We start from the raw sequence: 25,964 nt of genomic DNA on the forward strand, positions 1-25,964 counted from the left end.
TGAGATGTTGAGCAAGCTGCCGTTGGCGGTCCAGACCTTCGGGCTGTTGACCCTGTCCAACCTCTTCATGACCTTTGCCTGGTACGGCCACCTGAAGCATCAGGCCGGCAAGACCTGGTGGATGGCGGCGTTTGCCAGCTGGGGCATTGCGTTGTTCGAGTACCTGCTGCAGGTGCCTGCGAACCGCATCGGCTATGCCGGTGGCTACAGCCTGGCCCAGCTGAAGATCGCGCAGGAGGTCATCACGCTCGCGGTGTTCGTGCCGTTCGCGGTGTTCTTCATGGACCAGCCGCTGAAGCTGGACTACCTGTGGGCCGGCTTCTGCCTGCTGGGAGCCGTGTACTTCATCTTCCGCGGATAGGGCTTGCGTTCCGGCGGCTTGCGCCATCCGTCACGCCGCGCCTGCTGGCGTCGCGCAGCCCCGACAGCCGAGGCAACGCTGTAACCACGGGTTTACTACAATGCGCGTTTTGACTCGCCGATGACAAATCGGTGAAGTTTTCGTGACGCCACGGCAGGCGGGCAGGGCGCGGGCAAGTTAGCCGGCGCCGCATCACCGCTGCACCGTGGCGTTTTGTCGCGCCGGCTGCCCGTTCATCGGGCCTGCTGCCGGGCGGCGGCGAGCCCCGCGCACCCATCAGGAGATCCGGATGATTTTCGGCAAGCTGTTGCCCCAGGACGGCAACTTCTTCGAGCTGTTCAACGAACACGGCAAGTACATCGCCGAAGGTGCGCGCGCCTTCCTGGCCATGATCCAGTACTACGACACGCCGGACCTGCGCGAGAAGTACGCAGGCGAGGTGGATGCCAACGAGCATGCCGCCGACAAGGTCACCACCGAGGTCAACCGGCTGCTGCACCGCACCTTCATCACGCCGATTGATCGCGAGCAGATCCACAGCCTGATCAACGCGATGGACGACATCATCGACCTGATGCAGGACTCCTGCGAGGTGATGGCGCTGTACGACGTGCAGCGGGTCAACGAGGACGTGCGCAGGCTGGGCGAGATCTCGCTGAAGTGCTGCGAGCGCGTACAGCATGCCGTGACGCTGCTGCCGCGCCTGAACCAGGCCGAGGTGACCGAGGCCGCGCTGAAGACCTGCGAGGAGATCGATCGCCTGGAATCCGACGCCGACCGCGTGATGCGCAGCGCGATGTCGCGCCTGTTCCGCGAAGAGCAGGATACCCGGGAGCTGATCAAGATGAAGGCCATCTACGAGCACCTGGAAACCATCTCCGACCGCTGCGAGGACGTGGCCAACCTGATCGAGGGCATCGTCCTCGAGAACTCCTGACCGGCGAGGCGCAGTTCGCATGGCATCGGTTTCGATAGCGCTGTGGGTCGTCGGCTTGCTGGTGATCCTGGCACTGGCGTTCGACTTCATGAATGGCTTCCATGACGCGGCGAATTCCATTGCCACCGTCGTCTCCACCGGCGTGCTCAAGCCGCAGCAGGCGGTGTTGTTCGCGGCTTTCTTCAACGTGGTGGCCATCGGCATCTTCCAGCTGAAGGTGGCCAGCATGATCGGCAAGGGCATCGTCGAGCCCGGCGTGGTGGACCACCACGTGGTGTTCGGCGCGCTGATCGGCGCCATCACCTGGAACGTGATCACCTGGTGGTATGGCATCCCCTCGTCCAGCTCGCACGCGCTGATCGGCGGCATCATGGGTGCGGTGATGGCCAAGGCTGGCGTCAGCAAGCTGATTGCGGGCGGCATCCTGAAGACAGTCCTGTTCATCTTCGTCTCACCGCTGCTGGGCTACCTGTTCGGCTCCTTGATGATGGTGGCCGTGGCCTGGATCTTCAGGCGAACCTCACCGATCAAGGTCGACCGATGGTTTCGCCGGCTGCAATTGGTCTCGGCCGGTCTGTATTCGCTGGGCCACGGCGGCAACGACGCGCAGAAGACCATCGGCATCATCTGGATGCTGCTGGTCGCGGGTGGCTACATGGCCAGCGATGCCACCGCCCCGCCCACCTGGGTGATCTTCTGCTGCTACATCGCGATCGGCGCCGGCACCATGTTTGGCGGTTGGCGCATCGTCAAGACCATGGGCCAGCGGCTGACCAAGCTGAAGCCGGTGGGTGGTTTCTGTGCCGAGACGGGTGGGGCGGTGACGCTGTTCATCGCCACGGCGCTGGGCATCCCGGTGTCGACCACCCACACCATCACCGGCGCCATCGTCGGCGTGGGTTCGGTTCGCAGCCCTTCGGCAGTGCGCTGGGGCTTGGCCAGCAACATCGTCTGGGCGTGGATCTTCACGATTCCGGCAGCGGCCTTCGTGGCCGGGATGTTCTACTGGCTCAGCATGTCCTTGTTCTGAGTTGGCGCCGCACCCCTGAAAAGGCCTGCATCTGCAGGCCTTTTCAATTGCCGACGGCTTCAGCCTGAAGCTGTTGCCACTCGAAAAATTTTTGGCCGCCAAAGGCGATGGTGCCCATCAGCACTGCGCCGCCGACCAGCAGTGCCACGATCACGCCCAGGATCGGTCCCCAGGCCGTTGCCTGTACCGGCTGGCCTGCGCCGTGCTTTTCGCTCCAGCGTTCGTCCGGCGTCAGTCCGATGACGATGGCGCTGATCATGCCCCAGGACAGCATCAGGCCAAGAAAGGGGATCAGCACCCAGGACAGCATGTCGTCCTGGCCCAGGTTGCGCATGCGCACCACGCCGGCCAGGCCGACCAGGGTCGGCCACGGGTGCAACCAGCCCAGCCAGTCCTTGCGGCCGTGGAGGTAGAACCGGTGCGCGCCAAGAACACCACCGGCCACGGCCAGCCAGGTCGCCAGCGTTTTCGAGCGAGGTTCGCGCAAGGGCGAGGCCGTCATAGGCCGGCCGCCGGTGGCAGGCTGTCCCCGTTGCCCAGGGCTTTTTGCATCATCACCACGTCCAGCCAGCGTTCGAACTTCCAGCCGGCGCTTTTCAGCAGCCCGGTGTGCTCGAAGCCGGCGCGGCGGTGCACACCGACCGAGCCCAGGTTCCGGCTGTCGCCGATCACCGCGACCATCTGCCGCGCCCCGAGCGCCTGGCAGCGCGCCATCAACTCGGCCAGCAGCAGCGAGCCCAGGCCCTGGCCGCGGGCGTCCGGGTGCAGGTAGATCGAATCTTCGACGCAGAAGCGGTAGGCGCGGCGCGGCCGGAAATGGTTGGCATAGGCATAGCCCAGTACCTGCGCGCCGCGCTCTGCCACCAGCCACGGCAGGCCCTTGCCCAGCACGTCGGCCCGGCGCCTGCCCATCTCGGCTTCGTCCTGCACTTCCAGCTCGAAGGTGCCGGTGCCATTCAACACAGCCTCGGCATAAATCGCGGTGATCGCGGGCAGGTCGGCGTCGATGCTCGGGCGGATGAGCAGGCGCTCGGACGAAGTCTCAGGCATGGCAACTTGGATGTTTCTGTTCAGCCGCTTATAATCTCATGTTTCGGTCACGGTCGACGTCTTGGCGCGCGCTTGTTCTGGCAACTCCAGAGGGGCGCACAACGCAGGGATGCACGGCGTATCTACGGGGCCGGAAAAACATGCAACGTGCCGCACGTTGGCGAGGGGTTTCGGGTGAAACCCCATCGTGTGCGGCAGATGGCCAGCTTGTCTTGCGGTGTCTCCTGGGCAAACGGTCGACCTTATTCTTGATCCTGAAGGAACGACAAATGGTCGTGATTCGTCTGGCTCGTGGTGGCTCCAAGAAGCGCCCGTTCTACAACATCGTCGTCGCTGATTCGCGCGTCCGCCGTGACGGCCGCTTCATCGAGCGCGTCGGGTTCTACAACCCGATGGCCAAGGAAAGCGAAGAAGGCCTGCGCATCGCGCTGGACCGCGTGACTTACTGGCAAGGCACCGGCGCCCAAGCCTCTGAAACCGTGACGCGTCTGCTGTCCACGGCCAAGGCCAAGGTCGTCGCCGCCTGATGGCGGTTGCCAGCGAACGCATGAGTCCGATGCAGTCTCAAGACCTCTCGGACGCGGTCGCCTGGCCCGAGGACGCGATCGAAGTCGGTCGCATCCTTGACGCCTGGGGCATCAAGGGCGGGTTCAAGGTGCAGCCTTTTTCCGCCGACCCCCAGGCCCTGTTTTCTTCCCGCCGCTGGTTCCTGAAGCCGGCCGCGGAAACGGCGCGCCGCCCCACAGGGGTGCCACCGGTCGGCAAGGCTGCCAGCAAGCTGGCTTCGGCCGCCACAGCAGCCAAACCCGCGCCAGTTGCCGCGCCGCTGCCCTCGCTGCTGAAGATCACCCATGCCAAGGAGCAGGGTGACGTGGTCGTCGCCCAGGCTCAGGAAGTGCCGGACCGCAATGCGGCCGAGGCTTTGCGCGGCGCCAGGGTGTTTGTCTCGCGCAGCAGTTTTCCCACGGCCGACAGCGACGAGTTCTACTGGATCGACCTGATCGGCCTGAACGTCGTCAACCGCGATGGCGCGTCGCTGGGCGTTGTGACCGACCTGATCGAAACCGGCCCGCATTGCGTGCTGCGCATTCGCCGCGACGATGCCACGCCCGAGATGAAGCCCGACGAGGCCGAGCGCTTAGTCCCATTTGTCGACGCTTTCATCGACAACGTGGACCTGCCCAGCCGCCGCATCACGGTCGACTGGGGCCTGGACTACTGACGCCGCTGGCGCAGCCGCCAAGCGCTGCGCCGCGTCCTTGTCGCGCTGGAGTTTCCGTGCGTTTCGACGTCATCACGCTGTTTCCCGATCTGTTCGGTCCGTTCCTGCAGCAGGGCATCACTCGGCGCGCATTCGAGTCCGGCCAGGTCGACGTGCGCCTCTGGCCGCTGCGCGACTTTGCCGACGACAACTACCGCCGTGTCGACGACCGTCCCTATGGTGGCGGCCCTGGCATGGTGATGCTGGTCGAGCCGCTGGAGCGGGCCTTGGTGGCGGTGCGCGCGCAGGCCGGCGCGGCGCCGGTGATCCACTTCAGCCCGACCGGCCGCAAGATCGACCAGGCCTTGCTGCGCGAAATGGCCAGTGGCCCCGGCGCGGTGCTGCTGTGCGGCCGCTACGAGGGCATTGACCAGCGTTTCCTGGACCGCCACGTGGACCTGGAGCTGAGCCTGGGCGACTTTGTGCTGTCAGGGGGCGAGTTGCCGGCGCTGGCGCTGCTGGACGGCATTGCGCGGTTGCAGACAGGCGTGCTGTCGGACGCGCGCTCGCATGAGCAAGACAGCTTCGAAGACGGCCTGCTCGACTGCCCGCATTACAGCCGGCCCGAGCAGCTGAGCACGCCAGAAGGTGAAAGCCTGCCGGTGCCGCCGGTGCTGCTGTCAGGGCACCACGCCCAGATTGCCCGGTGGCGGCGTGAGCAGTCGCTGCAACTGACGGCCCGGCGCCGGCCGGACCTGATAGCCGCCGCCAGGGCGGCTGGGCGCCTCTCCAAAGCGGATGAGCATTTCCTCGAGCAGCTTGGGCTATAATCGAAGGCTTTTCGATCCTCTGCCGGGCGGAATTGACAAGCAACAGGGGCCCTTTCCTGTTGCAGGCGACTTCGATGCGCCACACCACCAACCGCGCCGGCATGATCCTCTGGAGAACCCTGTGGACCTGATCCAAACCCTTGAGCAAGAAGAAATTGCTCGCCTGAACAAGACCATTCCGGTGTTTGCCCCTGGCGACACCGTGATCGTCAGCGTGAACGTCGTCGAAGGCACCCGCAAGCGCGTGCAGGCCTACGAAGGCGTCGTGATTGCCAAGCGCAACCGCGGCCTGAACTCCAGCTTCATCGTGCGCAAGATTTCTAGCGGCGAAGGCGTGGAACGCACGTTCCAGCTGTACAGCCCGTTGATCGCCTCGATCGAGGTCAAGCGCCGCGGCGACGTCCGCCGCGCCAAGCTGTACTACCTGCGCCAGCGTTCGGGCAAGTCGGCTCGGATCAAAGAAAAACTGTCCTGAGCGTCCGCTCGGCTGCGGCCCTCGGCTGCAGTACCTTGCCAGCACCGCACACAAAGCCGCCTTCGGGCGGCTTTTGTTTTTTCTGACGTAAGCTTCCCGGGTGACCGATTCCCAGCTCCCGGCGACCGTCTCGCCAGCCGAACCTTCGGCGACGTTGTCCCGGCCCACGGCCATCCTGGACCCCAGCGCCTGTCCGGTGACGCACAGCGACGCCGACCTGCCGCCAGTGCCTCCAGAGCGTCTGCAACCGGACTGGCTGCGCCAGCACCTGGCCGCCAGGGCACACACCACGCCCTTCCTGCAAGGCGACGGTCCCCGGCCTGATTTCATGTCGGACCGCAGCCCCGCTGCCGCATCGGTTCTGGTGCCGCTGGTGCAGCGCCCTGAGGGCTTGCAGGTGCTGCTGACCCGGCGCACCGCGCATCTGCGCTCCCACGCCGGCCAGATCAGCTTCCCCGGCGGCCGGCAGGAGCCCAGCGATGCCGACGTGGTCGCCACTGCGCTGCGCGAGGCGCAAGAGGAAATCGGGCTGCTGGCAAACGAGCTGGAGGTCATCGCCCGGCTGCCGGTGTACGCCACCGTGACGCAATTCCAGGTGACGCCCATCGTGGCGCTGGTCTCGCCGGACCACACGCTACAGCTGGACGCTTTCGAGGTGGCCGAGGCCTTCGAGGTGCCGCTGGCCTTCCTGATGACGCCGGCCCACCACCAGCACCACAGCTTCGACAACGGCGGCGTGCAGCGTCAGTTCCTGTCCATGCCCTGGCAATCGCCGGCCGGAAGCGAGTTTTTCATCTGGGGCGCCACCGCCGCGATGTTGCGCAACCTCTACCACTTGCTCGTTGTCTGACCTGGCAGGTCGATTCCAGCGCTGCTGCGCGGAGAAACATACGGCCGGTGGTTATCATGCTCGGCGATGAGCTTTTTCGCCGTTCTCCTTGCGTTGCTGCTCGAGCAGATCAAACCCCTGCCTCGGGACAACTGGGTCCATGACGCGTTGGCTTCGTGGGTGCGGTGGGCCGGGCGCAATTTCGACGCCGGCAAGCCGCACCATGCCAAGGTCGTCTGGTTTGTCACCGTGATCCTGCCGGCTGCGCTGGCTGCCGCCCTGCACTGGGTGCTGGCGCGCTACATCAGCTTCATGCTGGCGCTGGCCTTCGACGTGACCATGCTCTACCTGACGCTGGGTTTCCGCCAGTTCAGCCACTTCTTCACCGACATCCGCGAAGCGCTGGAGCGGGGCGACGAAGACCAGGCGCGCCGGTTGCTCGCCGAATGGCGCCACCTGGACGCCAGCGAGCTGCCGCGCACCGAGTTGCTGCGCCACGTGATCGAGCATTCGCTGCTGGCGGCTCACCGCCACGTGTTCGGCGTGTTCTTCTGCTACGTCGTGTTCTCCGCGCTGGGCCTGGGCCCAGCCGGCGCAGTGGCCTACCGCATGGCCGAGTTCGCCAGCCGCTACTGGACCTTCGAGAGCCGCTCGCTGGGCCTGGCGGTCAACGAAGGCTTGCGCGACCTGTCGCAGCAGTTGTTCAGCCTGATCGACCACGTGCCGGCGCGGCTGACGGCCTTCGGCTTCGCAGTCGTTGGTAATTTCGAGGAAGCCGTGGCTGGCTGGCGGCGGGATGCCGAGCTGTGGAAGCGGGCCAACGAAGGCATCATCCTGGCCGCTGCAGCGGGCGCCGTCGGCGTGCAGCTGGGGGGCGCGACCGCACCAGGCGTCACGCCCGACCGGTCGATGAGCTTCTCGGCCGGCGCTGCCGAAACCGATGCTGCCGACGCGACAGGCTCCACGCCGGGCCTGCCGCCGCAGTTGGGTCACCTGGGCAGCGTGGTTGGCCTGGTCTGGCGCTCGGTGGTGCTGTGGATGCTGCTGCTGGCACTGCTGAAGCTGGCCAACCTGATCGGCTGAACTCAGCCTTTCTGCTGACCTTGCGACAACTCGGCCCACAGGCCTTCGTACAACCGGTAGCGTGACGGGGTGATCTCGCCGCGTTCGACTGCGCTGCGCACACCGCAGCCCGGTTCGTGCAGGTGGGTGCAGTTGTAGAAGCGGCACTCGCCCAGGTGCTTGCGCAGGTCGGGCATCAGTTCTGGCAGGCGCTGCGGCGTGATGTGCATCAGGCCGAATTCCTGGAAGCCGGGCGAATCCAGCAGCGCACCGCCGTTCGTGCGGTCGGCTGCGTCCAGCCAGTACCAGGTTGTCGTCGTGGTCGTGTGGCGGCCGGCATTCAGCGCCTGCGAGATCTCGCCAACCTGCGCCTGCGCCTGCGGCAGCATCAGGTTGATCAAGGTGCTTTTGCCCATGCCGCTGGCGCCCAGCACCAGCGTGGTCCTGCCGGCCAGGGCCGGCGTGAGCAACGCGATGGAGGCTTCAGGCTGCGTGGTCAGCGCCGTCTCCAGCACCGTGAAACCCATGGCCTTGTACGGCAGCAGGCGCTCGCGGGCCAGCGCTGCGGTGGGCAGGTCGATCTTGTTGAGCAGCAGCGTGGCGGAAATGCCGGCGTCTTCGGTGGCGATCAGTGCGCGCGTGAGCTGCGATTCGCTGAACATCGGCTCGCCCGACAGCACCACCAGCAACTGGTCCAGGTTGGCTGCAAACGACTTGCTGCGCCATTCGTCCTGGCGCATCAGCAGGTTGCGCCGCGGCACCAGGGCCTCGACCACCGCTTCGTCCCCCGCCGGCTGCCACTGCACCCGGTCGCCCACCACGCAGGCGGACTTCTTGCCTCGGGCGTGGGCCAGCATGCGCTCGCCAGAAGGGGTTTCGATCACCACGTGGCGCCCGTGCGCGCCGACCACCAGCGCGGTGTCGCCGGTCGCCGCCGCCTTGGCCTTGCTGCCTGCGGGCTTCATGTGCGCGCCAGCGCAGCCAGGCGCTCGGAAGCGGGCGGGTGCGAGTAGTAGAAGCGGGCGTAGACCGGGTCCGGCGTCAGCGTCGAGGCGTTGTCCTCGTAGAGCTTCAGCAGCGCAGAAGACAGCTGCCGCCCGCTGGCCTGCTGGCAGGCATAGGCATCGGCCTGGAACTCGTCCTTGCGCGAAGAGTGCGCCATCAGCGGCGCGATGAAGAACATCAGCGGCGGCGTGGCCAGCATGAACAGCAACAGCGCCAGCGCGTTGTTCGGCGCGGCCTGGGTGTCGACCAGATTGGGCGTCACGCCCAAGCCTTGGTAGAAACCAGCCTGGCCGGCCAGCCAGCCCAGCGCGGCCATGCCCAGCCCGCTCATCGCGATCACGGTCAACATGCGGTTGCGCACATGGCGGTGGTGGAAGTGGCCCAGCTCATGGGCCAGCACGGCTTCCACCTCGGCCGGCTGCAGGCGCTCCAGCAGCGTGTCGAAGAAGACCACCCGCTTGGCGCGGCCCATGCCGGCGAAATAGGCGTTGCCATGCGCCGAGCGGCGGCTGCCGTCCATCACAAACAGGCCGCGGGACTGGAAGCCGCAGCGCTGCATCAGCGCCTGCACGCGTTCGGCCAACTCGGTGTCGGCCAGCGGCTTGAACTTGTTGAAGATGGGGGCGATGACGGTCGGATACAGCACCTGCATCAACAGCATGAAACCCACCATCAAGCCCCAGGCCCACAGCCACCACCAGGTCCCGGTGGCCGCCATGACCCACAGCACAGCTGCCAGCAGCGGCAGCCCGATGACAGCGCCCAGCAGCGTGCTCTTCACCATGTCGGCCAGGAACAGCGCCGGCGTGATGCGGTTGAAGCCGAAGCGCTGCTCCAGGCGGAAGGTGCGATACCACTCGAAGGGCAGGTCCAGCAGACCGCTGATCAGCCCAAAGCCGGCAAACAAGGCCAGCTGGTAGGCCATGCCGCCCCAGTGCTGCGCGATCCAGTCGCGCAGCAGCACGTTGAGCCAGTCCAGCCCGCCCAGCAGCGTCCAGCCCAGCAGCGTGAGCACGCCAAAGGCCTCGGTCAGCAGGCTGAAGCGGTTGCGGGCGACGGTGTAGTCGGCGGCCTTCTGGTGCGCCGGCAACGGGATCACCGCGTCAAACGGCGCTGGCACCGCGTCGCGGTGCTGGTGCACATGGCGCATCTGGCGCGTGGCCAGCCAGAACTTGACGCCCAGCGAAGCGAGCAGGGCGGCACAAAAGGCCAGGGAAACGACGGCAGCTTGCATGGGGCAGCAGTGTATGTTGTCGGACAATGGCGGCCGCCCCGTATCAAGGAATCCCATGAGCACCGACACGCTGAGCAAGAACGACCAGAACCTGATCTGGATCGACCTGGAAATGACGGGCCTGAAGCCCGAGTCGGACCGCATCATCGAGATCGCGGTTGTCGTGACCGACCCGCAACTCACCGTGCGCATCGAAGGCCCGGTCTTCGCGGTGCATCAGAGCGACGCCATCCTGGACGGCATGGACGCCTGGAACAAAGGCACGCACGGCCGCAGCGGGCTGATCGACCGGGTCAAGGCCTCGACTGTTTCCGAAGCCGAGGCCGAAGCCCGCGTGATCGAGTTCCTGGCGGCTTACGTGCCGGCCGGCAAGAGCCCGATGTGCGGTAACTCGATCTGCCAGGACCGGCGGTTCCTCGCCAACTACATGCGTGGCCTGGAAGCCTTTTTCCACTACCGCAACCTGGACGTCAGCACTTTGAAGGAACTGGCGAGGCGCTGGAAGCCGGCGGCGATGGAAGGCTTCAAGAAGGCCCAGGCGCACACCGCGCTGGCGGACATCAATGAGTCCATCGACGAACTCATCCACTACCGGACGAACCTGTTGAACGTGTGAGCACCCGGTCTCGCAGGTACACGAGACCACCCGCCGAGCAGGTGGCGGGGCCGCTTGGGGGCGGCCCGGCGCTGGCCCCGCCTGGCGTTGTTCAGCCTTTTCGCGCCATCGCGGTGGCCGCTTCGGTCACCAGCGGTGGGCCGGCGTAGATGAAGCCGGTGTAGACCTGCACCAGGTCCGCGCCGGCGGCCAGCTTGGCGCGGGCATCCTCGCCGCTCATCACGCCACCGGCACCGATGATGGGAAAGCCGGCGCCGAGTTCGCTGCGAAGCGCGCGGATGACCTGGCTGCTCATTTCGCGCACCGGCTTGCCGGACAGACCGCCGGTTTCCTCTGCATGGCGCAAGCCCTTGACCGCGTCGCGGCTCAGCGTGGTGTTGGTGGCGATCACGCCGTCCATGCCGTGCTTCTTCAGCGTCGCAGCAATCACCCGGATCTGCGTCTCGTCCAGGTCCGGTGCGATCTTCAGGAACACGGGCACGCGCCGGCCATGCTGCGTGGCCAGCTCCGCCTGGCGCGCGACCAGCACGCCCAGCAGGCCGTCCAGCGCTTCGTCGCTCTGCAGCGCACGCAGGTTCTTGGTGTTCGGGCTGGAGATGTTGACCGCTACGTAGTCGGCATGCGGGTAGACGCCGGCCAGGCCGATCAAGTAGTCGTCGACCGCATTCTCGATCGGCGTGCTGGCATTCTTGCCAATGTTCAGTCCCAGCACGCCACCGCCGGCGCGGAAGCTGTGCGCGCGCCGCACGTTGGCAACGAAGGCATCCAGGCCGTCGTTGTTGAAGCCCATGCGGTTGATCAGCGCCTGCTGCTCGGGCAGGCGAAACATGCGTGGCTTTGGGTTGCCCGGCTGGGCCTTGGGCGTCACCGTGCCGACCTCGATGAAGCCAAAGCCCATCGCGCCAAAGCCATCGATGCAGCGGCCATTCTTGTCCAGCCCGGCGGCCAGCCCCAGCCGGTTCGGGAAGCGCAGGCCGGCGACGGTCACCAGGTCATCCACGCGGCGCTGGGACCAGGCCAGCCGGGCAGGCGTGTGCTGCAGCCTGGCGATGCTGTCCAGCGTCAGTTCATGGGCGCACTCCGGGTCCAGGCCGAACAGGAACGGGCGGGTCAGGGCGTAGGGAATCAGGGCCATGGACGAGGGCGGCAATGCGGCGAACGGGGACCGCGATTGTCTCAGACAGGCTTCGCTCTCCGGGGTTTGCCAGGGAGGCAGCGGCGATAATCCAGTCCATGACGCAAGACGAATTGAAGGCCCTGGTTGGCCAGGCCGCCTTGGCCTACGTGGTGCCCGGCAGCATCGTCGGTGTGGGCACCGGCTCCACCGTGAACTGTTTCATCGACGCGCTGGCGACGATGAAGGACCAGATCCGCGGCGCGGTGTCCAGCTCGGTCAAGAGCACCGAACGGCTCAAGGCGCACGGCATCGCGGTGCTGGAAGCCAGTGAGGTTGAATCGCTGCCGGTCTACATCGACGGTGCGGACGAGATCGACCCGGCCGGCAACATGATCAAGGGCGGCGGCGCAGCACTGACGCGCGAGAAGATCGTGGCTGACCTGGCCGAGCGTTTCATCTGCATCGCCGACGCTTCCAAACAGGTCGAGGTGCTGGGCGGTTTCCCGCTGCCGGTCGAAGTGATTCCCATGGCCGCTGCGCAGGTGGCGCGCCGCTTCACCAAGGCCTACGGCGGCCAGGCGACGGTGCGTGAAGGCGTGCTGACCGACAACGGCAACCTGATCCTGGACGTGCGCGGCCTGCAGATCCGCGACCCGCTGGCGATGGAGGCCGAGGCCACGCTGTGGCCAGGCGTGGTGACCGTGGGCATCTTCGCGCGCCACAAGGCCGCAGTCTGCCTGCTGGGCACGCCAGAAGGTGTGCGCACGCTGCAGTTCTGAAACCCTTCGGCCTGCGAAGCCCGGGCTTGTGGCGGTCTGGCATTCCGGCCTTCTCAGGCCGCGGGTGTATCGTCGGGCCGACACCGTTCGCACGATCCCACCGTGCGGGCGTTTTTCTCAGATCAAAGGATTCACTGATGGCCACTCCGAACTATTCCTACGAAAAGCGCCAGCGTGAACTTGCGAAGAAGCGCAAGAAGGAAGAGAAAGCCCAGCGCAAGGCTTTGGGGCTGCCGCCGGAACCTGAAGATGGCGAGGCGGAGGCCGGCGCCGAGGGTGGACCCGCAGAAGGCGGCGCACCTGCCGCGGAAGGTGGCTCACCGGCCGCCTGAACGGCCAGGCAGGGCGGGTTCCCCGGCCTTCAGCCGCTGCGCCTTGCGGCCCGCGCCACGAAGCGCGCCGGGTCTATCGCATCCAGCAGGCTGGACGACAGTGGCACCGGCGCGCCGGTGATCCAGGCCGCCAGCACCTCGCCCAGCAGCGGCGCCAAGGTGATGCCGCGCGAACCCAGCGCGGTCAGCACATACAGCCCCGGCACCCGGGGCACCTGCCGCGGTTGCTCCAGCCGGCGATGCCCGGCCAGCAGCGCAGCGGGCAAGGGGACAGCACCCAGCACTGGCATCCGGTCGTCGGCGGTCAGCCGCCAACCCACACGACCTTTCAACGCTGGCGCCATCTGCTCGCGTTGAGCCAGTTCGGCATCGGACGCTTCGCGGCCCAGCAAGCGGTCCAGCTGGGACAGATTCGCCAAATGGTCCGCGGCGCGCGGCGAGGCGTCACGGTCGGTTGCATCGCTGAGCTGGTTGGTCGCGCCGCACAGCAGCCCGGCCTGGCCCAGGTCGAGCAAATAGGCGCCGCTGGCGACCGGATGCGCTGGGCGCGCCAGTCCCAACGCCGCGGCTTGCGAGCCATCCAGCTGCGTGACCTGGCCACGGCGGCGGTTCAGCGTCCAGCTTGTGATGTCGGTCCATGGCGCCAGCAGCGGCAGGCCGTCCGCCGCGCCGGCCAGCACCACGACATCGGCTTCGGCGAGGCCGAGACCCTGCGGGTCTTCGGCGCGCCAGTGAGCCGCTTCCTGACGCAGTGTTGTGACAGCCTGGCCGGTGCGCAGCGTCACGCCAGGCGTGGCCAGCCAGTGCCGCACCAGCGCTGCCGGGTCCACCCAGCCGCCGCCGGGATACCACCAGCCGGAACCCGGCAAGCTCAGCTGCGCCAGTGCGGAGGCCTGGCCGGTCGACAGTGCCTGTACATAGGCGGCCGGCAGGCCCTGTTGCTCGGCCATGGCCAGCATCGCGGGCAGGTCTTGTTCGTCGCTGCCGGTGCGCAGCAGGCCGTCCGCCTGGCCCGGCAACCGGCCGCTGGCGATCAGCGGCGCCAGCACCCGGGCTGCACGCAGCGCGGCGGTGCGCAGCAGCTGCGCGTGGGCGCCATCCTGCGGGTGCAGCACGCCGTGGAACAGCCCGGCCGCGTTGCCCGAGGTTTCGCTGGCGGGCGCTGGCTGGCGCTCCAGCACCGTCACCTGCAGGCCTTGCCGGGCCAGCGCCGCGGCAGCCGACGCACCCGCCAGGCCGGCACCGATGACCAGCGCCCGGGCGGGCGTGCCGTCCTGTGGCAGTGCAGCGGCGCGCCGGCCGGCCGGGGCCGCCAGCAGGCGCGTGGACTGCGACGGCAAGGGCCTGCGCCGGGCGCTCAGCATCTCGCCTTCGGGGCCGACGCCTCCGAGCCGCTGCGGCAGAAATCCGGCTGCGGACAGGCCGTCGTGCACCAGTTGCGCCACCGTCCAGGTCGCAAGCGTGGTGTCGGCCGTGCCCAGCCGGCTGCACTGGCGCCAGAGCGCAGGCTCCCACATGGCCGGGTTGCGGGCGGGCGAAAAACCGTCGAGGTAGAACGCATCGACCTGCGCCACCCATTCGGACATCCAGGTTCCCACGTCGCCCAGCGCCAGCAGCAATTGCACCCGGCCTTGCTCGAAGCTGAGTATGTGCAGGTCCGGCGTGGCGGGCGGCCACTGGACGAGCAACTGGTCGGCCAGCGCTGGCTGCGGGCAACCGGCCTGTGCCCGGGCCAGGTCTTCGTGCCCTGCCGGGTGTTTTTCAACCGACAGGAAGACCAGCCGCTCGCAGCGCGCCGGGTCCTCGCGCCAGGCGGCCCAGGTGGCGAGGAAGTTGTGGCCCAGGCCGAAGCCGGTTTCCAGGATCACGAAGCGCGTGCGGCCTTGCCAGCGCGCCGGCAGGTTGCTGCCGGCCAGGAAGACCCTGCGCGCCCGCGCCCAGCCGTGCGGGCCAGCGGGGTAAGCCTCGCCGAAGTCGGGCGCACAGGCCTGGCCGGGGTTCGCTGGGTCGTCGAAGACGATGTGCGCCGGCTGCAGCGGTTCGGTTTTCACGGCGCGGGGGCGTGCCTGTCCCAGAAGGCCAGCAGGCGGACCTGGGCACTCGCCAGCCCGCGGTAGGCCAGCACGGCCGGGCTCATGCTGGCGATGGCGGCGCGCAGCAGCGCGGCCTTGGGCGGTTCGTCCACCGCTTCGCAGAGCGGCTGGGTCTGCACGTGGATGGTGAACACGGCTTGCTGCAACTCGGGCAGCGGCAGGAAGGTCTGGCGTTCGGTGCGGAACCAGGCCATGGCGGCGAGCTCATCTGCATCTGCGAGCTCGGGCCAGCCGGCGGGCGTCTCGCCTGCGGCCTGTGCTGCCGCCAGGCGGGCAGGGTGCTGGTCCAGCAAGGCGTGCGGCGTGATGTTCCACACGAAGCGCTCCCAACGCTCCGGGCCGCAGGCCAGGCGCAGCAGGTGCTCGCCAGCGGCCACCAGCACCTTGTTGTCGGCCACCGGGGCGTGTACTTCGGCGAAGTGCTTTCCCAGTTTGTCGGCAGGCGCCCAGTGCGAAGGCAGGGCCACCGCCAGCCAGGGCAGCGTGGCCCTGTTGCCGTCGACGATGGCCAGGTCTTCTTCCAGCGCCAGCGCGAGCAGGCCGGCCAAGCGCCACTCGTGCGGCAGAGCCTGCAGGCACTGCCAGACGCCGGAGGCCATCGCGTTTTGCGTCTGCAGCAGCTCACCACGGGTATCCACCGAGACGCCCAGCCAACTGGCCCCAAGGCCGCCGTCCGGCAGCGCCGCGAATGCTTGCGGGTGTTCTGCCGACAGTTGCGCCACGACAGCGGCCAGCGCCGGGCCGGCATCGAAGTCGGGCACCCGCATCAAGGCCTGCAGCGGCGCGCGGGTCAGCACGGTCAGCTTGGCTTGCAGGTGCCGGGCACCGGGGCGATTGGGTGTGAACTGCGCGGCGCCGGGCGCCAGGCGGCGCAGGCCCGGTTGCATGCGGAATGGGGCGGTAACGGCGTGATCGAAGTCGAAGGCCATGGGTCTGCGCTCAACTCGCGGTGAGGGTCCGCAAGCGAGCCAACTCGCGCTGCAACAGGGCGCTCATGCGCTGGATGCTGGTGTCTGGCAGGCGATTCTGGTTGTGCGCGCGGAATTTGTGTTCGGCGTAGTGGTACTTGACCTCGGGCCGGTTCTGACCCGCGCCGCCCCGGCCGCGTGCGGCCTTGTGCTGGTATTCCTCCAGCGTTTTGCCGTAGTAATGGTTCAACTGGGCGACCGAGAACTCAATGGCACGCGACTGCCCCTGCAATTCGGTTGTCTCCAACGCTCGGCCAGAGGGATGCACGGCGCGGCCTTGGCTGTGCCACAAATGGATCCGAACGGGCTTTTGAACCTGTGCCACGCGCACAAAGCACTTCACGTGGTGCTGTACCGGAAAGTCCAGCGCTGCGGCCATTTGAAAACGCTCGGTCACCGGGCGTGGGTCATGGCCCGTCAGGCCGTTGTCGCCAAATAGCCGCCAGTTCAGCGCGACGACGCCAATGCCCGAGTCTGCATGGTGTGGCGCGAGGAAGTCCGCCACGGAGTCATGCTGCTGCAGCACCAGGAATTCATCGGCATCGATGAACAGCATCCAGTCCGTCTGGGACCGGGCCAGCGCGTCTGCATAGGCGGTGGTCTGCGGTGATTCATTGGCACCCAGCGACCACAAGCGTCTTTCCAGCAGGCCGTGCTGCTGCAGCGGTGCGAGCAGGGCCGCGGTGTCGTCGTCGCTGTCGTTGTCGTAGATGACGATCTGGTCGAAGCCCAGCAGCCGGTGGTAGGCCACCCATTCGAGCAGGTAACGGCCTTCGTTCTTGGCGATGAGGCACAAGGTGCAACTCGGGCGGTTCGCAGCGGTCATGAGGAGGCGGCAAAAAAGCGAAAGCGGGGACACCAAGACAAAGGGCACCCGAAGGTGCCCCGATGATGCCGTTGAATCCGAAAAGGATCAGACGCGCTTGCGGTATTCGTGGGTGCGGGTGTCGATTTCGATCTTGTCGCCGTTTTCCACGAACAGCGGCACGGCGATTTCGAAACCGGTGCCCACCAGCTTGGCCGGCTTCATGACCTTGCCCGAGGTGTCGCCCTTGACGGCCGGCTCGGTTTCGATCTCGCGCACCACGCTGGTGGGCATTTCGACCGAGATGGCCTTGCCGTCGTAGAACACCACTTCGACGGTCATGCCGTCTTCCAGGTACGAGATGGCGTCGCCCATGTTCTCGGCTTCGACTTCGAACTGGTTGTACTCGTCGTCCATGAAGACGTACATCGGCTCGGCGAAGTAGGAGTAGGTGCAGTCCTTCTTGTCGAGGACGATCTGGTCCATCTTGTCGTCGGCCTTGAAGACGGTTTCAGCGCCGAAGCCGCTGAGCAGGCTCTTCATCTTGATGCGCACAGTGGCAGCACCGCGGCCGCCACGGCTGTATTCGGTCTTGAGCACGACCATCGGGTCCTTGCCCTGCATGATGACGTTGCCGGCGCGGATTTCCTGAGCGAGTTTCATGGTGATATTCCAGTAAGGGCGGCGCCACGCTGCACAGGGCACCCAAATGCATCGGGTGCGCGCCATGCCTGCAAGGCCGGGGTGCTGAAGCATCTGAAGCTTGGCCAGCCAGTCCCGATCCACAGGGCATCGCAGGGCCTGCGGCGCCGCGTGAGAGTTAGGGTTGTCGGAAATCCAGGCCGCCGGGCTGATTTCCGCAAAGCCTTGAATTTTAACGCTTTCCGGCGACGAAATCGAGCAGCTGCTCGACAAGAGGAGGCTGGCTGAACAAATGTGCACGCCAGCGCGCTGCCAGCACCCGCCATTCGGACAGCGCCGGCAGCGCCGGAAAAGCCCCTGCCGGCGCCAGGCCGTTCCAGGTCCACATGGCCTGTCGTACCTGGCCCGCCAGCGGCGCCGGAGCAGCCGCAAGGTGGCGGTCAAGAAAGGCCGCCAGCTTGCCCGCGTGCACGCCGTCGTCCTGCGGATAGATCTGCCACAGGAAGGGCCGCCCAGCCCACTGGGCGCGAACGAAGGAATCTTCACCGCGCACCAGGTTCAGGTCGCAGGCCCACAGCAGCCGGTCGTATGCGGGCTGGCTGAGCCAGGGCAGCGGCTGCCAGCGGACATTGGTGGGCAGCGCGAGTCCGTCGCAGCCTTCGGTGGCCGGGCCGGGTGCCGTCAGCAGCAGCGTGGGCTGTTCGGCCAGGCAGTCAAGCAGGGCAGGCAACTGCGGGTTCTCGTAGCAGAACAGGCTGACCAGGCACTCATCCGGCTGCGGCGAGATGCCATGCGCGGCCAGCCAGGCTGGGGCGTCGAATGCCACTTGCTGGGCGTCCAGATTGGATTCACGCAGCAGTCCACCGGTTGCCGCGGTGAACCCAGGGTAGAAAAACCACTTGTCCAGCCATTGGTCGTCGCCCAGGCGTTGCGGTGAGCGCAGGCGGTGCGAGCGCTCGACGTAGCCTTCGGCGCTGAGATATTCGAGGTTGATCCAGACCGGTGCCCGGCCGGCGACTGCGGCCTGGGCGATGCGGTGCTTCAAGGCGGGCGGCGGCTCGCAGCCGAAGGCTTCGACGACGACGTCACCTGGCGCGCCATCGAACAATGCTGGCAATTGTTCGCCCGTCGGCCAGGGCAGCACCTGCAAGCCGGACGGCGGACCATCGGGCGCCATCCAGCGCAGTGCGCGGTCGTCGTCCAGCCAGAGCCGCACGCGGTGGCCGCGGCTCACCAGCTCGCGTGCCAGCCGCCAGCACACCCCCAGGTCGCCGTGGTTGTCGATCACGCGGCAGAGCAGGTCCCAATCCCATCGCGGCATGCGGCGCATTATCGGCAGCGCCGCCATGCCCGCTTTGGCTGCGACGGCACAATGCGCTGCTCAGCCTTCGCCACCCATGACGTCTCCGGATTCCGACCCTTCCGTTCCCGGCACAGCCGAGCTGCCGCCGACCACACCGCCGGCTGCCACGCCCTCTCCCGTCGATGCGGGCGAGCAGCGGGCCCGCCTGCTGCTCGAAGTGGCGGCGCTCCCCGGGCTGCCTGGTGTCTACCGCTACTTCGACGCACAAGGCGGCGTGTTGTACGTGGGCAAGGCACGTGACCTGAAGCGGCGCGTGTCCTCGTATTTCCAGAAAGACCATGGCGGCACGCGCATCGGGTTGATGGTCTCGCGCATCGTGCGTCTGGAGACCACGGTGGTGCGCAGCGAAGCCGAAGCGCTGCTGCTGGAAAACAACCTGATCAAGGCGTTGAACCCGAAGTTCAACATCCTGTTCCGGGACGACAAAAGCTATCCGTACCTGAAGATCACGGGCGCCCGCGGGCCGGATGGTGGCCTGGTGCCGCAGGCCCAGCGCTTTCCGCGGCTGGCCTACTACCGCGGCGCGGTGGACCGCAAGCACCGCTATTTCGGTCCGTACCCGAGCGCCTGGGCGGTCAAGGAAACCATCCAGCTGATCCAGAAGGTTTTCCGGCTGCGCACCTGCGAAGACACGGTTTTCAACAACCGCTCGCGGCCCTGCCTGCTCTACCAGATCCGGCGCTGCTCCGGGCCTTGCGTGGGCCTGGTCTCGAACGAGGACTACGCCCGCGATGTGCGTGACGCCGAGCGCTTCCTGCTCGGTGAACAGCAGCAGGTGGTGGACGAGCTGCAGTCGCAGATGATGGCGCACGCCGAGATGCTGGAATTCGAACGCGCGGCCGAGCTGCGCAACCGCATTGCGGCGCTGGCCAAGGTTCAGCACCAGCAGTCTGTCGATGAAAGCAGCCTGTCCAGCACCGGCAAGGACGTGGACATCCTGGCCGTCAAGGTGGCCGGTGGCCGGGCCTGCGTGAACCTGGCAATGGTGCGCGGCGGCCGGCACCTGGGGGACAGGGCGTTCTTTCCGACGCATGTGGAAGAAGCCATTGCGCTGGCGACCGAAGAGGCCACTGCGGAGGTTGCCGAGGCCACGGCAGATGATACCAAGGTGGGTAGTGAGCCGGCGGAGCCGCTGGAGCCGGTCGAACTGCTGACAGCCGAGCAGCAGGTGTTGCAGGCCTTCATGGCACAGCACTACCTGGGCACCGCACCGCCACCGCTGCTGGTGCTCAGCCACCCGGTGCAGCGCACCTTGCTGCAGGCACTGGGCACGCAGGCGGGCATCAAGCTGAATGCGCTGCACCAGCCGCGCGAGCAGCGCCGCATCTGGCTGGACATGGCGATCAAGGGCGGTGAACTGGCGTTGGCGCGGTTGCTTGCCGAAGAAGGCTCACAGCGTGAACGCACGCGCGCCCTGGTCGATGCGCTGGACCTGGCGGTCGACAACCTGGAGCTGTTCCGCGTCGAGTGTTTCGACATCAGCCACACGGCCGGCGAGGCCACGCAGGCCTCGTGCGTGGTCTACGAAGACCACAAGATGCAGAACAGCCTGTACCGCCGCTTCAACATCGAAGGCATCACCGGTGGCGACGACTACGCCGCGATGCGCCAGGTGCTGACGCGCCGCTACGAGAAACTGGCCGCGCTGGTGGCCGAAGGCCCGCTGCCGCCGGATGCCAAGGTGCGCTTGCCTGACCTGGTGCTGGTAGATGGCGGGCGGGGCCAGGTGACGATGGCGCGCGAGGTGTTCCAGTCGCTGGGGCTGGACCTGTCGCTGATCGCAGGCGTGGAAAAGGGCGAGGGCCGCAAGGTGGGGCTGGAAGAGCTGGTGTTTGCCGACGGGCGCGAGAAGCTGACGCTGGCGCCGGACTCGGCCGCGCTGATGCTGGTGGCGCAGATCCGCGACGAAGCGCACCGCTTCGCGATCACCGGCATGCGGGCCAAGCGTGCCAGCGTTCGCACAGGCGGCAGCAAGCTGGAAGACATTCCGGGCGTGGGGCCGAAGAAGCGTGCGAAGCTGCTGCAGCGCTTTGGCGGGGTGCGCGGCGTGGCGCAGGCCAGCGTCGACGACCTGGTCACGGTCGAAGGCATTTCGAGGGATTTGGCGGAGGAGATCCACCGTGCATTGCATTGAGCCGCAAAACGACGACGACATGCCTGGCGACGCGGCCGATGTTGCAGCTGGCGCGGCCTGGTGCATCAGCCCCGGCGCGTGGCGCGGCGGCTGGGCCACCACGGTCAGCGTCACGCTGATGGCCGGGCTGGTCACCGGTCTGCCGGGAATGCTGACCGGCTGCTCCACACCTCTGCCCGCGGCGGTGCCCAGCACCGAGGCGGCCGAGGCCGCCAGGAGCGGCAAGGCGGTGGACGCGCCGGTGGTGGGCAACGGCTCGCCCGCCGCGCCGCTGCCGCCAGCCAGGAACTGGGACGAATACCGCGAGCGGGCCGCGCGCAGGCTGGTCGAGGCCAACCCGGAACGCATCTACCACGGGGCGGTGCCCGAGCCCTTGCTGGCCATTCCGGTGTTGGAGATCGAGTTGAAGGCCGATGGCCAAGTGGCCCACATCAAAGTCCTGCGACAGCCCAGCCAGGCCAGGGACACGGTGAAGATCGCGATGGATGCGGTGTACAAGGCAGCGCCCTATGGCGACGTGCGCAAGCTGCCCAAGCCGTGGAAGTTCACCGAAGTCTTCCTGTTCAACGAAGACCGCCAGTTCAAGCCGCGCACGCTGGACCAGTGACATCCCGAGATTGAGATGTGTCGCCCGCGGCAGGCACCAAATGCAGGCAGAATCGACAGATGTTTTTCACGATACCGACGTTGTTGACATGGGCCCGCATCGTGGCCATTCCGCTGATCGTCGGTGTGTTCTACCTGCCGTGGGAAGCGCCTACGCGCAACCTGCTGGCCACGGTGATGTTCATCGTGTGTGCGCTCACCGACTGGCTGGATGGCTACCTGGCGCGCAGGCTGAACCAGAGTTCGTCCTTTGGCGCCTTCCTGGATCCGGTGGCTGACAAGTTCCTGGTCTGCGCGGCCTTGCTGGTGCTGGTGGAGCTCGGCCGCGTGCACGCGCTGATCGCGCTGGTCATCATCGGCCGCGAGATCGCCATTTCTGCCTTGCGCGAGTGGATGGCGCAGATCGGTGCCTCCCGCAGTGTTGCGGTGCACATGCTGGGCAAGCTCAAGACGACGGTGCAGATGATCGCCATCCCGTTCCTGCTGTATGACGGCGAGCTGTTCGGCCTGCTGCCCACGCGCATCTGGGGCACGTTGCTGATCCTGGTGGCCTGCGTTTTGACCATCTGGTCCATGGTGTACTACCTGCAGAAGGCGCTGCCGGAGATCCGGGCCAAGGCCCGTTGAGCCTGCGGGGCACTGCCCCTGGTCCCCCTTCTGCATGAGCGTCACGCCCACTCCCGCTCCTTCGGCGAACACTCGCCTAATCGCGGCCATGCCCTGGGTGTTCGTGCTGATCTGGAGCACCGGCTTCATCGTCGCGCGCTTCGGCATGCCGCATTCGCCGCCGATGAGCTTCCTGGCATGGCGCTACGCCCTGTCGGTGCTGGCCTTTGGCATCTGGGTCCGGGTTTCGGGTGCCAACTGGCCGCAGGGACGGGCGCAGTGGGGCCACCTCGCGGTGACCGGTCTGCTGATGCAGGCGGGTTACCTCGGCGGCGTCTGGTCGGCCGTCAAGCTGGGCATGGGTGCGGGCACGATTGCGCTGCTGGTCGGCCTGCAACCGGTGTTGACGGCGCTGTGGCTGGCCTCGCGCAGCGCTGCGGGATCTGCACCTGGCCGAGGCGCTGCGCGCAGGCAATGGCTGGGCCTGGGCTTGGGGCTGCTGGGCCTGTTCCTGGTGGTGCGCCACAAGCTGGGCGCCGGTGAACTGCACGCGGCCAACCTGGCGCTCGCGCTGCTGGCGCTGGCCGGCATCACCGTGGGCACCTTGTATCAAAAAGCCCATGTGGCGGCTTGCGACGTGCGCAGCGCGGGCCTGGTGCAGATGGGCGCCGCTTTCCTCGTGACCTTGCCGCTGGCGCTGCTGGAGCCCGAAGCAATGGATTGGGGCTGGCCGCTGATGGCGTCCATGGCCTGGTCGGTGGGCGTGCTGACGCTGGGTGGAAGCTCCTTGCTCTACCTGCTGATACAGCGTGGCGCGGCGACCCAGGTCACCAGCCTGATGTACCTGGTGCCGCCCTGCACGGCCTTGATGGCGGCGCTGCTGTTCGGCGAGCCGCTGACAGCCGACATGCTGGCCGGCATGGCGCTGACGGCGCTGGGTGTGGCGCTGGTCGTGCGGCAGCCTCTGCGGGCCTGATGAAGGCTGGCTGGCGCCGTCCTCTGAAGAACGGGTGTTTACGCATAGAATCCGCATCCGTGCTTGACACCGCCACGGGTGGACGCTGTAATGATTTTCTGCCCGGACAGCGGTTTCTCCCACGGCTTTTCTCTCTCGTCTCGCCCCTTTCTTCTCTGGTCTGCATGGCCTGCAGCACCCGGGTCTGGTCAGGTTCTGGCCTGTCTTGGCAGCGGAAGCACTGGTGACAGGAGCAGCGCAAGCCAGGCGCCTGCAGCCCACTCGCTGAGCCGGTGGGGCAGCATGAAACCGATTGTTGTCCGGCGTCGTTGCTGCACCATTGAGAGAGGGGGTACTTTCGTGAACAAGTCTGAAATGATCGAGCACATCGCCCTGCAGGCCGACATCTCCAAGGCAGCCGCCACGCGCGCGCTGGAGGCGATGATCGGTGGGGTGAAGACCACCTTGAAAAAAGGTGGCAGCGTGTCGATCGTTGGGTTTGGCACCTTCGCGGTGACAAAGCGCGCTGCCCGTACCGGCCGCAATCCGCGTACCAGCGAGCCGATCAAGATCAAGGCGGCCAAGGTGCCGAAGTTCCGTCCGGGCAAGGGCCTGAAAGACGCGTTGAACTGAAGAATTTGTTGAAGCTGCGGGTGCTTAGCTCAGTTGGTAGAGCGGCGCCTTTACACGGCGTAGGTCGGGGGTTCGAGCCCCTCAGCACTCACCACCGCAGCGCCCCGCCGGGCATTGATTAGAATCCCGCGCGACGTGCGCAGCCAGGAACAAAAGGCGAACTCAACGGTTCGCCTTTGTTGTTTCCGGCGAGCGCCGTATTCCACCAAGGCACAAGTCACATGTTCGATTTCGTCCGTTCGCACAACCGCCTGCTGCAAGGCCTGCTGGTACTGCTGATTTTTCCGTCCTTCGTCTTCTTCGGATTGCAGGGCTACTCCAGCTTCACCAGCGACGCCGCCGCCACGGTGGCCAAGGTGGACGGCCGCGCCATCAAGCAGAGCGAGCTCGATGCAGCGCACCGCCAGCAGATCGAGCAGATGCGCGAGCGCATGCCCAACATCGACGTGAAGCTGTTCGACACGCCTGAGATGAAGCGCCAGACGCTGGATGAGCTGGTGCGCGAGCGCGTGATGGAAACGGCAGTCGCCAAGCAGAACCTGGGCGTGTCCGACCTGCGGCTGCAGCAGTTGTTCGTGGCAGACCCGCAGTTTGCGATGCTGCGCAAGCCTGACGGCTCCCTGAACAAGGAATTCCTGGCGGCGCAAGGCATGACCGCGACCCAGTTCCAGGAGCGTGTGCGTCAGCAATATGCGCAGCGCCAAGTGCTGGCGGGCGTGAACGAGTCGGCCTTCTCGGGCAAGGCCTTGCTCAGCGCCAACGTGAACGCCTTGCTGGACCAGCGCGAGGTGCAGTTGCAGCGCTTCGAGGCGGGCGCTTACCTGGACAAGGTCAAACCCACCGATGCCGAGATCGAGGCCTTCTACAAGGCCCATGGCAGCCAGTTCCATTCGCCGGAAGTCGCCAAGATCGACTACGTGGTGCTGGACCTGGCGCAACTGCAAAAGCAGGTGCAGGTCAACGAGGAAGACCTGAAGACCTACTATGAGCAGAACAAGGCCTTGCGCTATACCGCACCTGAAGAGCGCCGCGCCAGCCACATCCTGATCGCTGCTGCCAAGGATGCGCCGGCGGCCGAGCGCGCCAAGGCCAAGGAAAAAGCCGAGGCCCTGCTGGCCGAGCTGAGCAAGCAGCCGGAGCGTTTTGCCGAACTGGCCAAGAAGAACTCGGCCGACCCCGGCTCTGCCGAAAAGGGCGGCGACCTGGACTTCTTCGGCCGCGGCGCGATGACCAAGCCGTTTGAAGATGCGGCCTTCGCGATGAAGAAGGACGAGTTGAGCAAGGTGGTCGAGTCCGACTACGGCTTCCACATCATCAAGCTGACCGATGTGCGCGGTGGGCAGGTCAAGCCTTTCGACAGCGTGCGCGCCGAGATCCTGGACGAGGTGGGCAAGCAGGCGGCACAGAAGAACTATGCGGCCGCGGCCGAAGAGTTCTCCAACACTGTCGAAGACCAGAGCGACTCGCTGCAGCCTGTTGTCGACAAGCTCAAGCTGACCAAGCTCAGCGCTTCGGTCCAGCGCCAGCCGGTGCCGAATGCCGCCGGCCCGCTGGCTTCGGCCAAGCTGCTGGACGCGGTGTTCGGCAACGAAGTGCTGAAGAACAAGCGCAACACGCAGGCGATTGAAACCGGCCCCAATCAGATGGTTGCGGCCCGCGTCACCGAGTACCAGCCAGAGCATTTGCGCCCGCTCGCCGAAGTGCATGCCGATGTGCTGAAGCAGCTGCGGGCCGAGCAGGCTGCCGCAGCGGCCCGCAAGGAAGGCGAAGCCCGCGTGGCTGCGCTGAAGCAGAATCCGGCCGAGGCCTTGCCGCAGGTTGTGACCGTCTCGCGCGCCAAGGCCCAAGACCTGCCGCGCCAGGTGGTGGACGCAGCGCTCGCGGCCGACCTGAGCAAGGCACCGGCCGTCGTGGGCGTGGACCTGGGTGCTCAGGGTTACGCGGTGCTGAAGGTGCTCAAGAGCGTGCCCCGCATTGCGGGGGACGCCGATGTCGCCAGCGCCCAGCCCGCTGTGGCTCGCGCCCTGGCCAGCGCAGAGACGGCGGCGTACTACGATGCACTGAAGCGCCGCTACAAGGTCGACATCAAGCTGAAGGCGCCGGAGCCCGCAGCTTCTGCCACCGAGGCAAATTAATTCGCCTCGGGCCCCTGAAAAGGGGCTGAATTGATGGCTATAATCATAGGCTTCCGGTGGTGGCTATAGCTCAGTTGGTAGAGTCCCAGATTGTGATTCTGGTTGTCGTGGGTTCGAGTCCCATTAGCCACCCCACCCAATGAAAAACGGCGACAAGGTTCAGTTC

General features: G+C 66.5%; 28 protein-coding genes and 2 tRNA genes. 20 read left to right on the forward strand and 10 right to left on the reverse strand.

Annotated features, from left to right (window positions below):
- Positions 1-4 precede the first annotated feature (4 nt).
- The 3 genes from ACAH41_RS24215 to ACAH41_RS24225 all read left to right on the forward strand — a co-directional run bounded on the left by ACAH41_RS24215 (position 5) and on the right by ACAH41_RS24225 (position 2,328).
- Positions 5-361: a DMT family protein gene (locus ACAH41_RS24215; protein ID WP_325648280.1), complete on the forward strand. Its 357-nt coding sequence runs from the start codon at positions 5-7 to the stop codon at positions 359-361.
- A gap of 289 nt (positions 362-650) precedes the next feature.
- Positions 651-1,298 carry a DUF47 domain-containing protein gene (locus tag ACAH41_RS24220; RefSeq protein ID WP_141287535.1) on the forward strand — a complete coding sequence of 216 codons (648 nt, stop codon included), beginning with the start codon at positions 651-653 and terminating at the stop codon, positions 1,296-1,298.
- A 19-nt stretch (positions 1,299-1,317) separates the two neighbouring features.
- A complete protein-coding gene (locus ACAH41_RS24225) occupies positions 1,318-2,328 on the forward strand; it encodes an inorganic phosphate transporter (RefSeq protein WP_325648203.1) in 1,011 nt (336 codons plus the stop codon).
- Between the two features lie 43 nt (positions 2,329-2,371).
- Here the strand turns inward: ACAH41_RS24225 and ACAH41_RS24230 are convergent, their stop codons facing one another.
- Together ACAH41_RS24230 and ACAH41_RS24235 are read right to left on the reverse strand one after the other, a co-directional pair.
- Complete coding sequence (locus ACAH41_RS24230; protein WP_325648202.1) at positions 2,372-2,830, reverse strand: NINE protein; 459 nt, start codon at positions 2,828-2,830, stop codon at positions 2,372-2,374.
- The gene (locus ACAH41_RS24235; protein WP_325648201.1) at positions 2,827-3,378 is read right to left on the reverse strand and encodes a GNAT family N-acetyltransferase; all 552 of its coding nucleotides are present in this window, start codon (positions 3,376-3,378) and stop codon (positions 2,827-2,829) included. Before ACAH41_RS24235 ends, ACAH41_RS24230 begins: the two co-directional genes overlap by 4 nt.
- Before the next feature lie 269 nt (positions 3,379-3,647).
- Between ACAH41_RS24235 and rpsP the strand changes: the two genes are divergently transcribed.
- The 6 genes from rpsP (at position 3,648) to ACAH41_RS24265 (ending at position 7,796) form a co-directional block, all read left to right on the forward strand.
- The gene (gene rpsP, locus ACAH41_RS24240) at positions 3,648-3,905 is read left to right on the forward strand and encodes a 30S ribosomal protein S16 (protein ID WP_325648200.1); all 258 of its coding nucleotides are present in this window, start codon (positions 3,648-3,650) and stop codon (positions 3,903-3,905) included.
- 29 nt (positions 3,906-3,934) lie between these two features.
- Positions 3,935-4,600, forward strand: a complete 666-nt coding sequence (gene rimM, locus ACAH41_RS24245) for a ribosome maturation factor RimM (protein ID WP_325648199.1) — start codon at positions 3,935-3,937, stop codon at positions 4,598-4,600.
- 56 nt (positions 4,601-4,656) lie between these two features.
- Entirely contained in the window at positions 4,657-5,409 is a 753-nt protein-coding gene (gene trmD / locus ACAH41_RS24250) for a tRNA (guanosine(37)-N1)-methyltransferase TrmD (RefSeq protein ID WP_325648198.1), read from the forward strand.
- A 121-nt stretch (positions 5,410-5,530) separates the two neighbouring features.
- The gene (gene rplS, locus ACAH41_RS24255) at positions 5,531-5,884 is read left to right on the forward strand and encodes a 50S ribosomal protein L19 (protein ID WP_141287537.1); all 354 of its coding nucleotides are present in this window, start codon (positions 5,531-5,533) and stop codon (positions 5,882-5,884) included.
- A gap of 154 nt (positions 5,885-6,038) precedes the next feature.
- Entirely contained in the window at positions 6,039-6,734 is a 696-nt protein-coding gene (locus tag ACAH41_RS24260) for a CoA pyrophosphatase (protein WP_370538574.1), read from the forward strand.
- Between the two features lie 66 nt (positions 6,735-6,800).
- Positions 6,801-7,796 carry a CobD/CbiB family protein gene (locus tag ACAH41_RS24265; RefSeq protein ID WP_325648197.1) on the forward strand — a complete coding sequence of 332 codons (996 nt, stop codon included), beginning with the start codon at positions 6,801-6,803 and terminating at the stop codon, positions 7,794-7,796.
- Between the two features lie 2 nt (positions 7,797-7,798).
- Here the strand turns inward: ACAH41_RS24265 and rsgA are convergent, their stop codons facing one another.
- Both rsgA and ACAH41_RS24275 read right to left on the reverse strand, forming a co-directional pair.
- Entirely contained in the window at positions 7,799-8,740 is a 942-nt protein-coding gene (rsgA, locus tag ACAH41_RS24270; RefSeq protein ID WP_325648196.1) for a ribosome small subunit-dependent GTPase A, read from the reverse strand.
- Positions 8,737-10,014 carry a M48 family metallopeptidase gene (locus ACAH41_RS24275; protein ID WP_325648195.1) on the reverse strand — a complete coding sequence of 426 codons (1,278 nt, stop codon included), beginning with the start codon at positions 10,012-10,014 and terminating at the stop codon, positions 8,737-8,739. The genes rsgA and ACAH41_RS24275 overlap by 4 nt, the downstream gene beginning before the upstream one ends.
- A gap of 55 nt (positions 10,015-10,069) precedes the next feature.
- On the opposite strand from ACAH41_RS24275, the gene orn reads away from it, so the two are divergent.
- The gene (gene orn / locus ACAH41_RS24280; RefSeq protein WP_325648194.1) at positions 10,070-10,630 is read left to right on the forward strand and encodes an oligoribonuclease; all 561 of its coding nucleotides are present in this window, start codon (positions 10,070-10,072) and stop codon (positions 10,628-10,630) included.
- Between the two features lie 91 nt (positions 10,631-10,721).
- On the opposite strand, the gene ACAH41_RS24285 is transcribed toward orn, so the two are convergent.
- On the reverse strand, positions 10,722-11,765 hold the full coding sequence (locus tag ACAH41_RS24285) for a quinone-dependent dihydroorotate dehydrogenase (RefSeq protein WP_325648193.1): 1,044 nt from the start codon (positions 11,763-11,765) through the stop codon (positions 10,722-10,724).
- 98 nt (positions 11,766-11,863) lie between these two features.
- Between ACAH41_RS24285 and rpiA the strand changes: the two genes are divergently transcribed.
- Positions 11,864-12,526, forward strand: a complete 663-nt coding sequence (gene rpiA / locus ACAH41_RS24290; protein ID WP_325648192.1) for a ribose-5-phosphate isomerase RpiA — start codon at positions 11,864-11,866, stop codon at positions 12,524-12,526.
- 137 nt (positions 12,527-12,663) lie between these two features.
- Entirely contained in the window at positions 12,664-12,858 is a 195-nt protein-coding gene (locus ACAH41_RS24295; protein ID WP_141290799.1) for a hypothetical protein, read from the forward strand.
- A gap of 29 nt (positions 12,859-12,887) precedes the next feature.
- Here ACAH41_RS24295 and mnmC read toward each other — a convergent pair whose 3' ends face one another.
- The 5 genes from mnmC to earP form a co-directional block, all read right to left on the reverse strand.
- Positions 12,888-14,909, reverse strand: a complete 2,022-nt coding sequence (mnmC, locus tag ACAH41_RS24300) for an FAD-dependent 5-carboxymethylaminomethyl-2-thiouridine(34) oxidoreductase MnmC (RefSeq protein ID WP_325648191.1) — start codon at positions 14,907-14,909, stop codon at positions 12,888-12,890.
- Complete coding sequence (locus ACAH41_RS24305) at positions 14,906-15,880, reverse strand: heme-dependent oxidative N-demethylase subunit alpha family protein (RefSeq protein WP_325648190.1); 975 nt, start codon at positions 15,878-15,880, stop codon at positions 14,906-14,908. Before ACAH41_RS24305 ends, mnmC begins: the two co-directional genes overlap by 4 nt.
- Positions 15,881-15,890: 10 nt before the next feature.
- Complete coding sequence (locus ACAH41_RS24310) at positions 15,891-16,745, reverse strand: glycosyltransferase family 2 protein (RefSeq protein WP_325648189.1); 855 nt, start codon at positions 16,743-16,745, stop codon at positions 15,891-15,893.
- Positions 16,746-16,832: 87 nt separating this feature from the next.
- Entirely contained in the window at positions 16,833-17,387 is a 555-nt protein-coding gene (gene efp / locus ACAH41_RS24315; RefSeq protein WP_325648188.1) for an elongation factor P, read from the reverse strand.
- 211 nt (positions 17,388-17,598) lie between these two features.
- Entirely contained in the window at positions 17,599-18,687 is a 1,089-nt protein-coding gene (earP, locus tag ACAH41_RS24320) for an elongation factor P maturation arginine rhamnosyltransferase EarP (protein WP_325648187.1), read from the reverse strand.
- Between the two features lie 76 nt (positions 18,688-18,763).
- Here earP and uvrC point away from each other — a divergent pair, with 76 nt between their 5' ends.
- The 8 genes from uvrC to ACAH41_RS24360 all read left to right on the forward strand — a co-directional run bounded on the left by uvrC (position 18,764) and on the right by ACAH41_RS24360 (position 25,933).
- Positions 18,764-20,863, forward strand: coding sequence for an excinuclease ABC subunit UvrC (gene uvrC, locus ACAH41_RS24325; protein WP_325648186.1), 2,100 nt, complete (start codon positions 18,764-18,766; stop codon positions 20,861-20,863).
- Positions 20,850-21,470, forward strand: a complete 621-nt coding sequence (locus ACAH41_RS24330) for a hypothetical protein (protein ID WP_325648185.1) — start codon at positions 20,850-20,852, stop codon at positions 21,468-21,470. Before uvrC ends, ACAH41_RS24330 begins: the two co-directional genes overlap by 14 nt.
- Positions 21,471-21,529: 59 nt before the next feature.
- Positions 21,530-22,096 (forward strand): CDP-diacylglycerol--glycerol-3-phosphate 3-phosphatidyltransferase, encoded by a 567-nt coding sequence (gene pgsA, locus ACAH41_RS24335; RefSeq protein WP_325648184.1) that lies wholly within the window; start codon positions 21,530-21,532, stop codon positions 22,094-22,096.
- An 88-nt stretch (positions 22,097-22,184) separates the two neighbouring features.
- Positions 22,185-23,051: a DMT family transporter gene (locus ACAH41_RS24340; RefSeq protein ID WP_325648183.1), complete on the forward strand. Its 867-nt coding sequence runs from the start codon at positions 22,185-22,187 to the stop codon at positions 23,049-23,051.
- Between the two features lie 339 nt (positions 23,052-23,390).
- Positions 23,391-23,663 (forward strand): HU family DNA-binding protein, encoded by a 273-nt coding sequence (locus ACAH41_RS24345; RefSeq protein WP_141287698.1) that lies wholly within the window; start codon positions 23,391-23,393, stop codon positions 23,661-23,663.
- Positions 23,664-23,681: 18 nt separating this feature from the next.
- Positions 23,682-23,757: transfer RNA gene (locus ACAH41_RS24350), tRNA-Val, on the forward strand.
- Between the two features lie 127 nt (positions 23,758-23,884).
- Positions 23,885-25,798: a SurA N-terminal domain-containing protein gene (locus ACAH41_RS24355; RefSeq protein ID WP_325648182.1), complete on the forward strand. Its 1,914-nt coding sequence runs from the start codon at positions 23,885-23,887 to the stop codon at positions 25,796-25,798.
- Positions 25,799-25,857: 59 nt separating this feature from the next.
- A tRNA-His gene (locus tag ACAH41_RS24360) sits at positions 25,858-25,933 on the forward strand.
- Positions 25,934-25,964 lie beyond the last annotated feature (31 nt).

Source organism: Ideonella sp. (genome assembly GCF_041287625.1).
GTDB lineage: Bacteria > Pseudomonadota > Gammaproteobacteria > Burkholderiales > Burkholderiaceae_C > Ideonella.

Bases quoted from the DNA above. Each gene is read 5' to 3' on its own strand.
- ACAH41_RS24215 (WP_325648280.1), top strand. From the start codon at position 5: ATGTTGAGCAAGCTGCCGTTGGCGGTCCAGACCTTCGGGCTGTTGACC.
- ACAH41_RS24220 (WP_141287535.1), top strand. From the start codon at position 651: ATGATTTTCGGCAAGCTGTTGCCCCAGGACGGCAACTTCTTCGAGCTG.
- ACAH41_RS24225 (WP_325648203.1), top strand. From the start codon at position 1,318: ATGGCATCGGTTTCGATAGCGCTGTGGGTCGTCGGCTTGCTGGTGATC.
- ACAH41_RS24230 (WP_325648202.1), bottom strand. From the start codon at position 2,830: ATGACGGCCTCGCCCTTGCGCGAACCTCGCTCGAAAACGCTGGCGACC.
- ACAH41_RS24235 (WP_325648201.1), bottom strand. From the start codon at position 3,378: ATGCCTGAGACTTCGTCCGAGCGCCTGCTCATCCGCCCGAGCATCGAC.
- rpsP (WP_325648200.1), top strand. From the start codon at position 3,648: ATGGTCGTGATTCGTCTGGCTCGTGGTGGCTCCAAGAAGCGCCCGTTC.
- rimM (WP_325648199.1), top strand. From the start codon at position 3,935: ATGCAGTCTCAAGACCTCTCGGACGCGGTCGCCTGGCCCGAGGACGCG.
- ACAH41_RS24265 (WP_325648197.1), top strand. From the start codon at position 6,801: ATGAGCTTTTTCGCCGTTCTCCTTGCGTTGCTGCTCGAGCAGATCAAA.
- rsgA (WP_325648196.1), bottom strand. From the start codon at position 8,740: ATGAAGCCCGCAGGCAGCAAGGCCAAGGCGGCGGCGACCGGCGACACC.
- ACAH41_RS24275 (WP_325648195.1), bottom strand. From the start codon at position 10,014: ATGCAAGCTGCCGTCGTTTCCCTGGCCTTTTGTGCCGCCCTGCTCGCT.
- orn (WP_325648194.1), top strand. From the start codon at position 10,070: ATGAGCACCGACACGCTGAGCAAGAACGACCAGAACCTGATCTGGATC.
- ACAH41_RS24285 (WP_325648193.1), bottom strand. From the start codon at position 11,765: ATGGCCCTGATTCCCTACGCCCTGACCCGCCCGTTCCTGTTCGGCCTG.
- rpiA (WP_325648192.1), top strand. From the start codon at position 11,864: ATGACGCAAGACGAATTGAAGGCCCTGGTTGGCCAGGCCGCCTTGGCC.
- ACAH41_RS24295 (WP_141290799.1), top strand. From the start codon at position 12,664: ATGGCCACTCCGAACTATTCCTACGAAAAGCGCCAGCGTGAACTTGCG.
- ACAH41_RS24305 (WP_325648190.1), bottom strand. From the start codon at position 15,880: ATGGCCTTCGACTTCGATCACGCCGTTACCGCCCCATTCCGCATGCAA.
- ACAH41_RS24310 (WP_325648189.1), bottom strand. From the start codon at position 16,745: ATGACCGCTGCGAACCGCCCGAGTTGCACCTTGTGCCTCATCGCCAAG.
- efp (WP_325648188.1), bottom strand. From the start codon at position 17,387: ATGAAACTCGCTCAGGAAATCCGCGCCGGCAACGTCATCATGCAGGGC.
- earP (WP_325648187.1), bottom strand. From the start codon at position 18,687: ATGCCGCGATGGGATTGGGACCTGCTCTGCCGCGTGATCGACAACCAC.
- uvrC (WP_325648186.1), top strand. From the start codon at position 18,764: ATGACGTCTCCGGATTCCGACCCTTCCGTTCCCGGCACAGCCGAGCTG.
- pgsA (WP_325648184.1), top strand. From the start codon at position 21,530: ATGTTTTTCACGATACCGACGTTGTTGACATGGGCCCGCATCGTGGCC.
- ACAH41_RS24340 (WP_325648183.1), top strand. From the start codon at position 22,185: ATGCCCTGGGTGTTCGTGCTGATCTGGAGCACCGGCTTCATCGTCGCG.
- ACAH41_RS24355 (WP_325648182.1), top strand. From the start codon at position 23,885: ATGTTCGATTTCGTCCGTTCGCACAACCGCCTGCTGCAAGGCCTGCTG.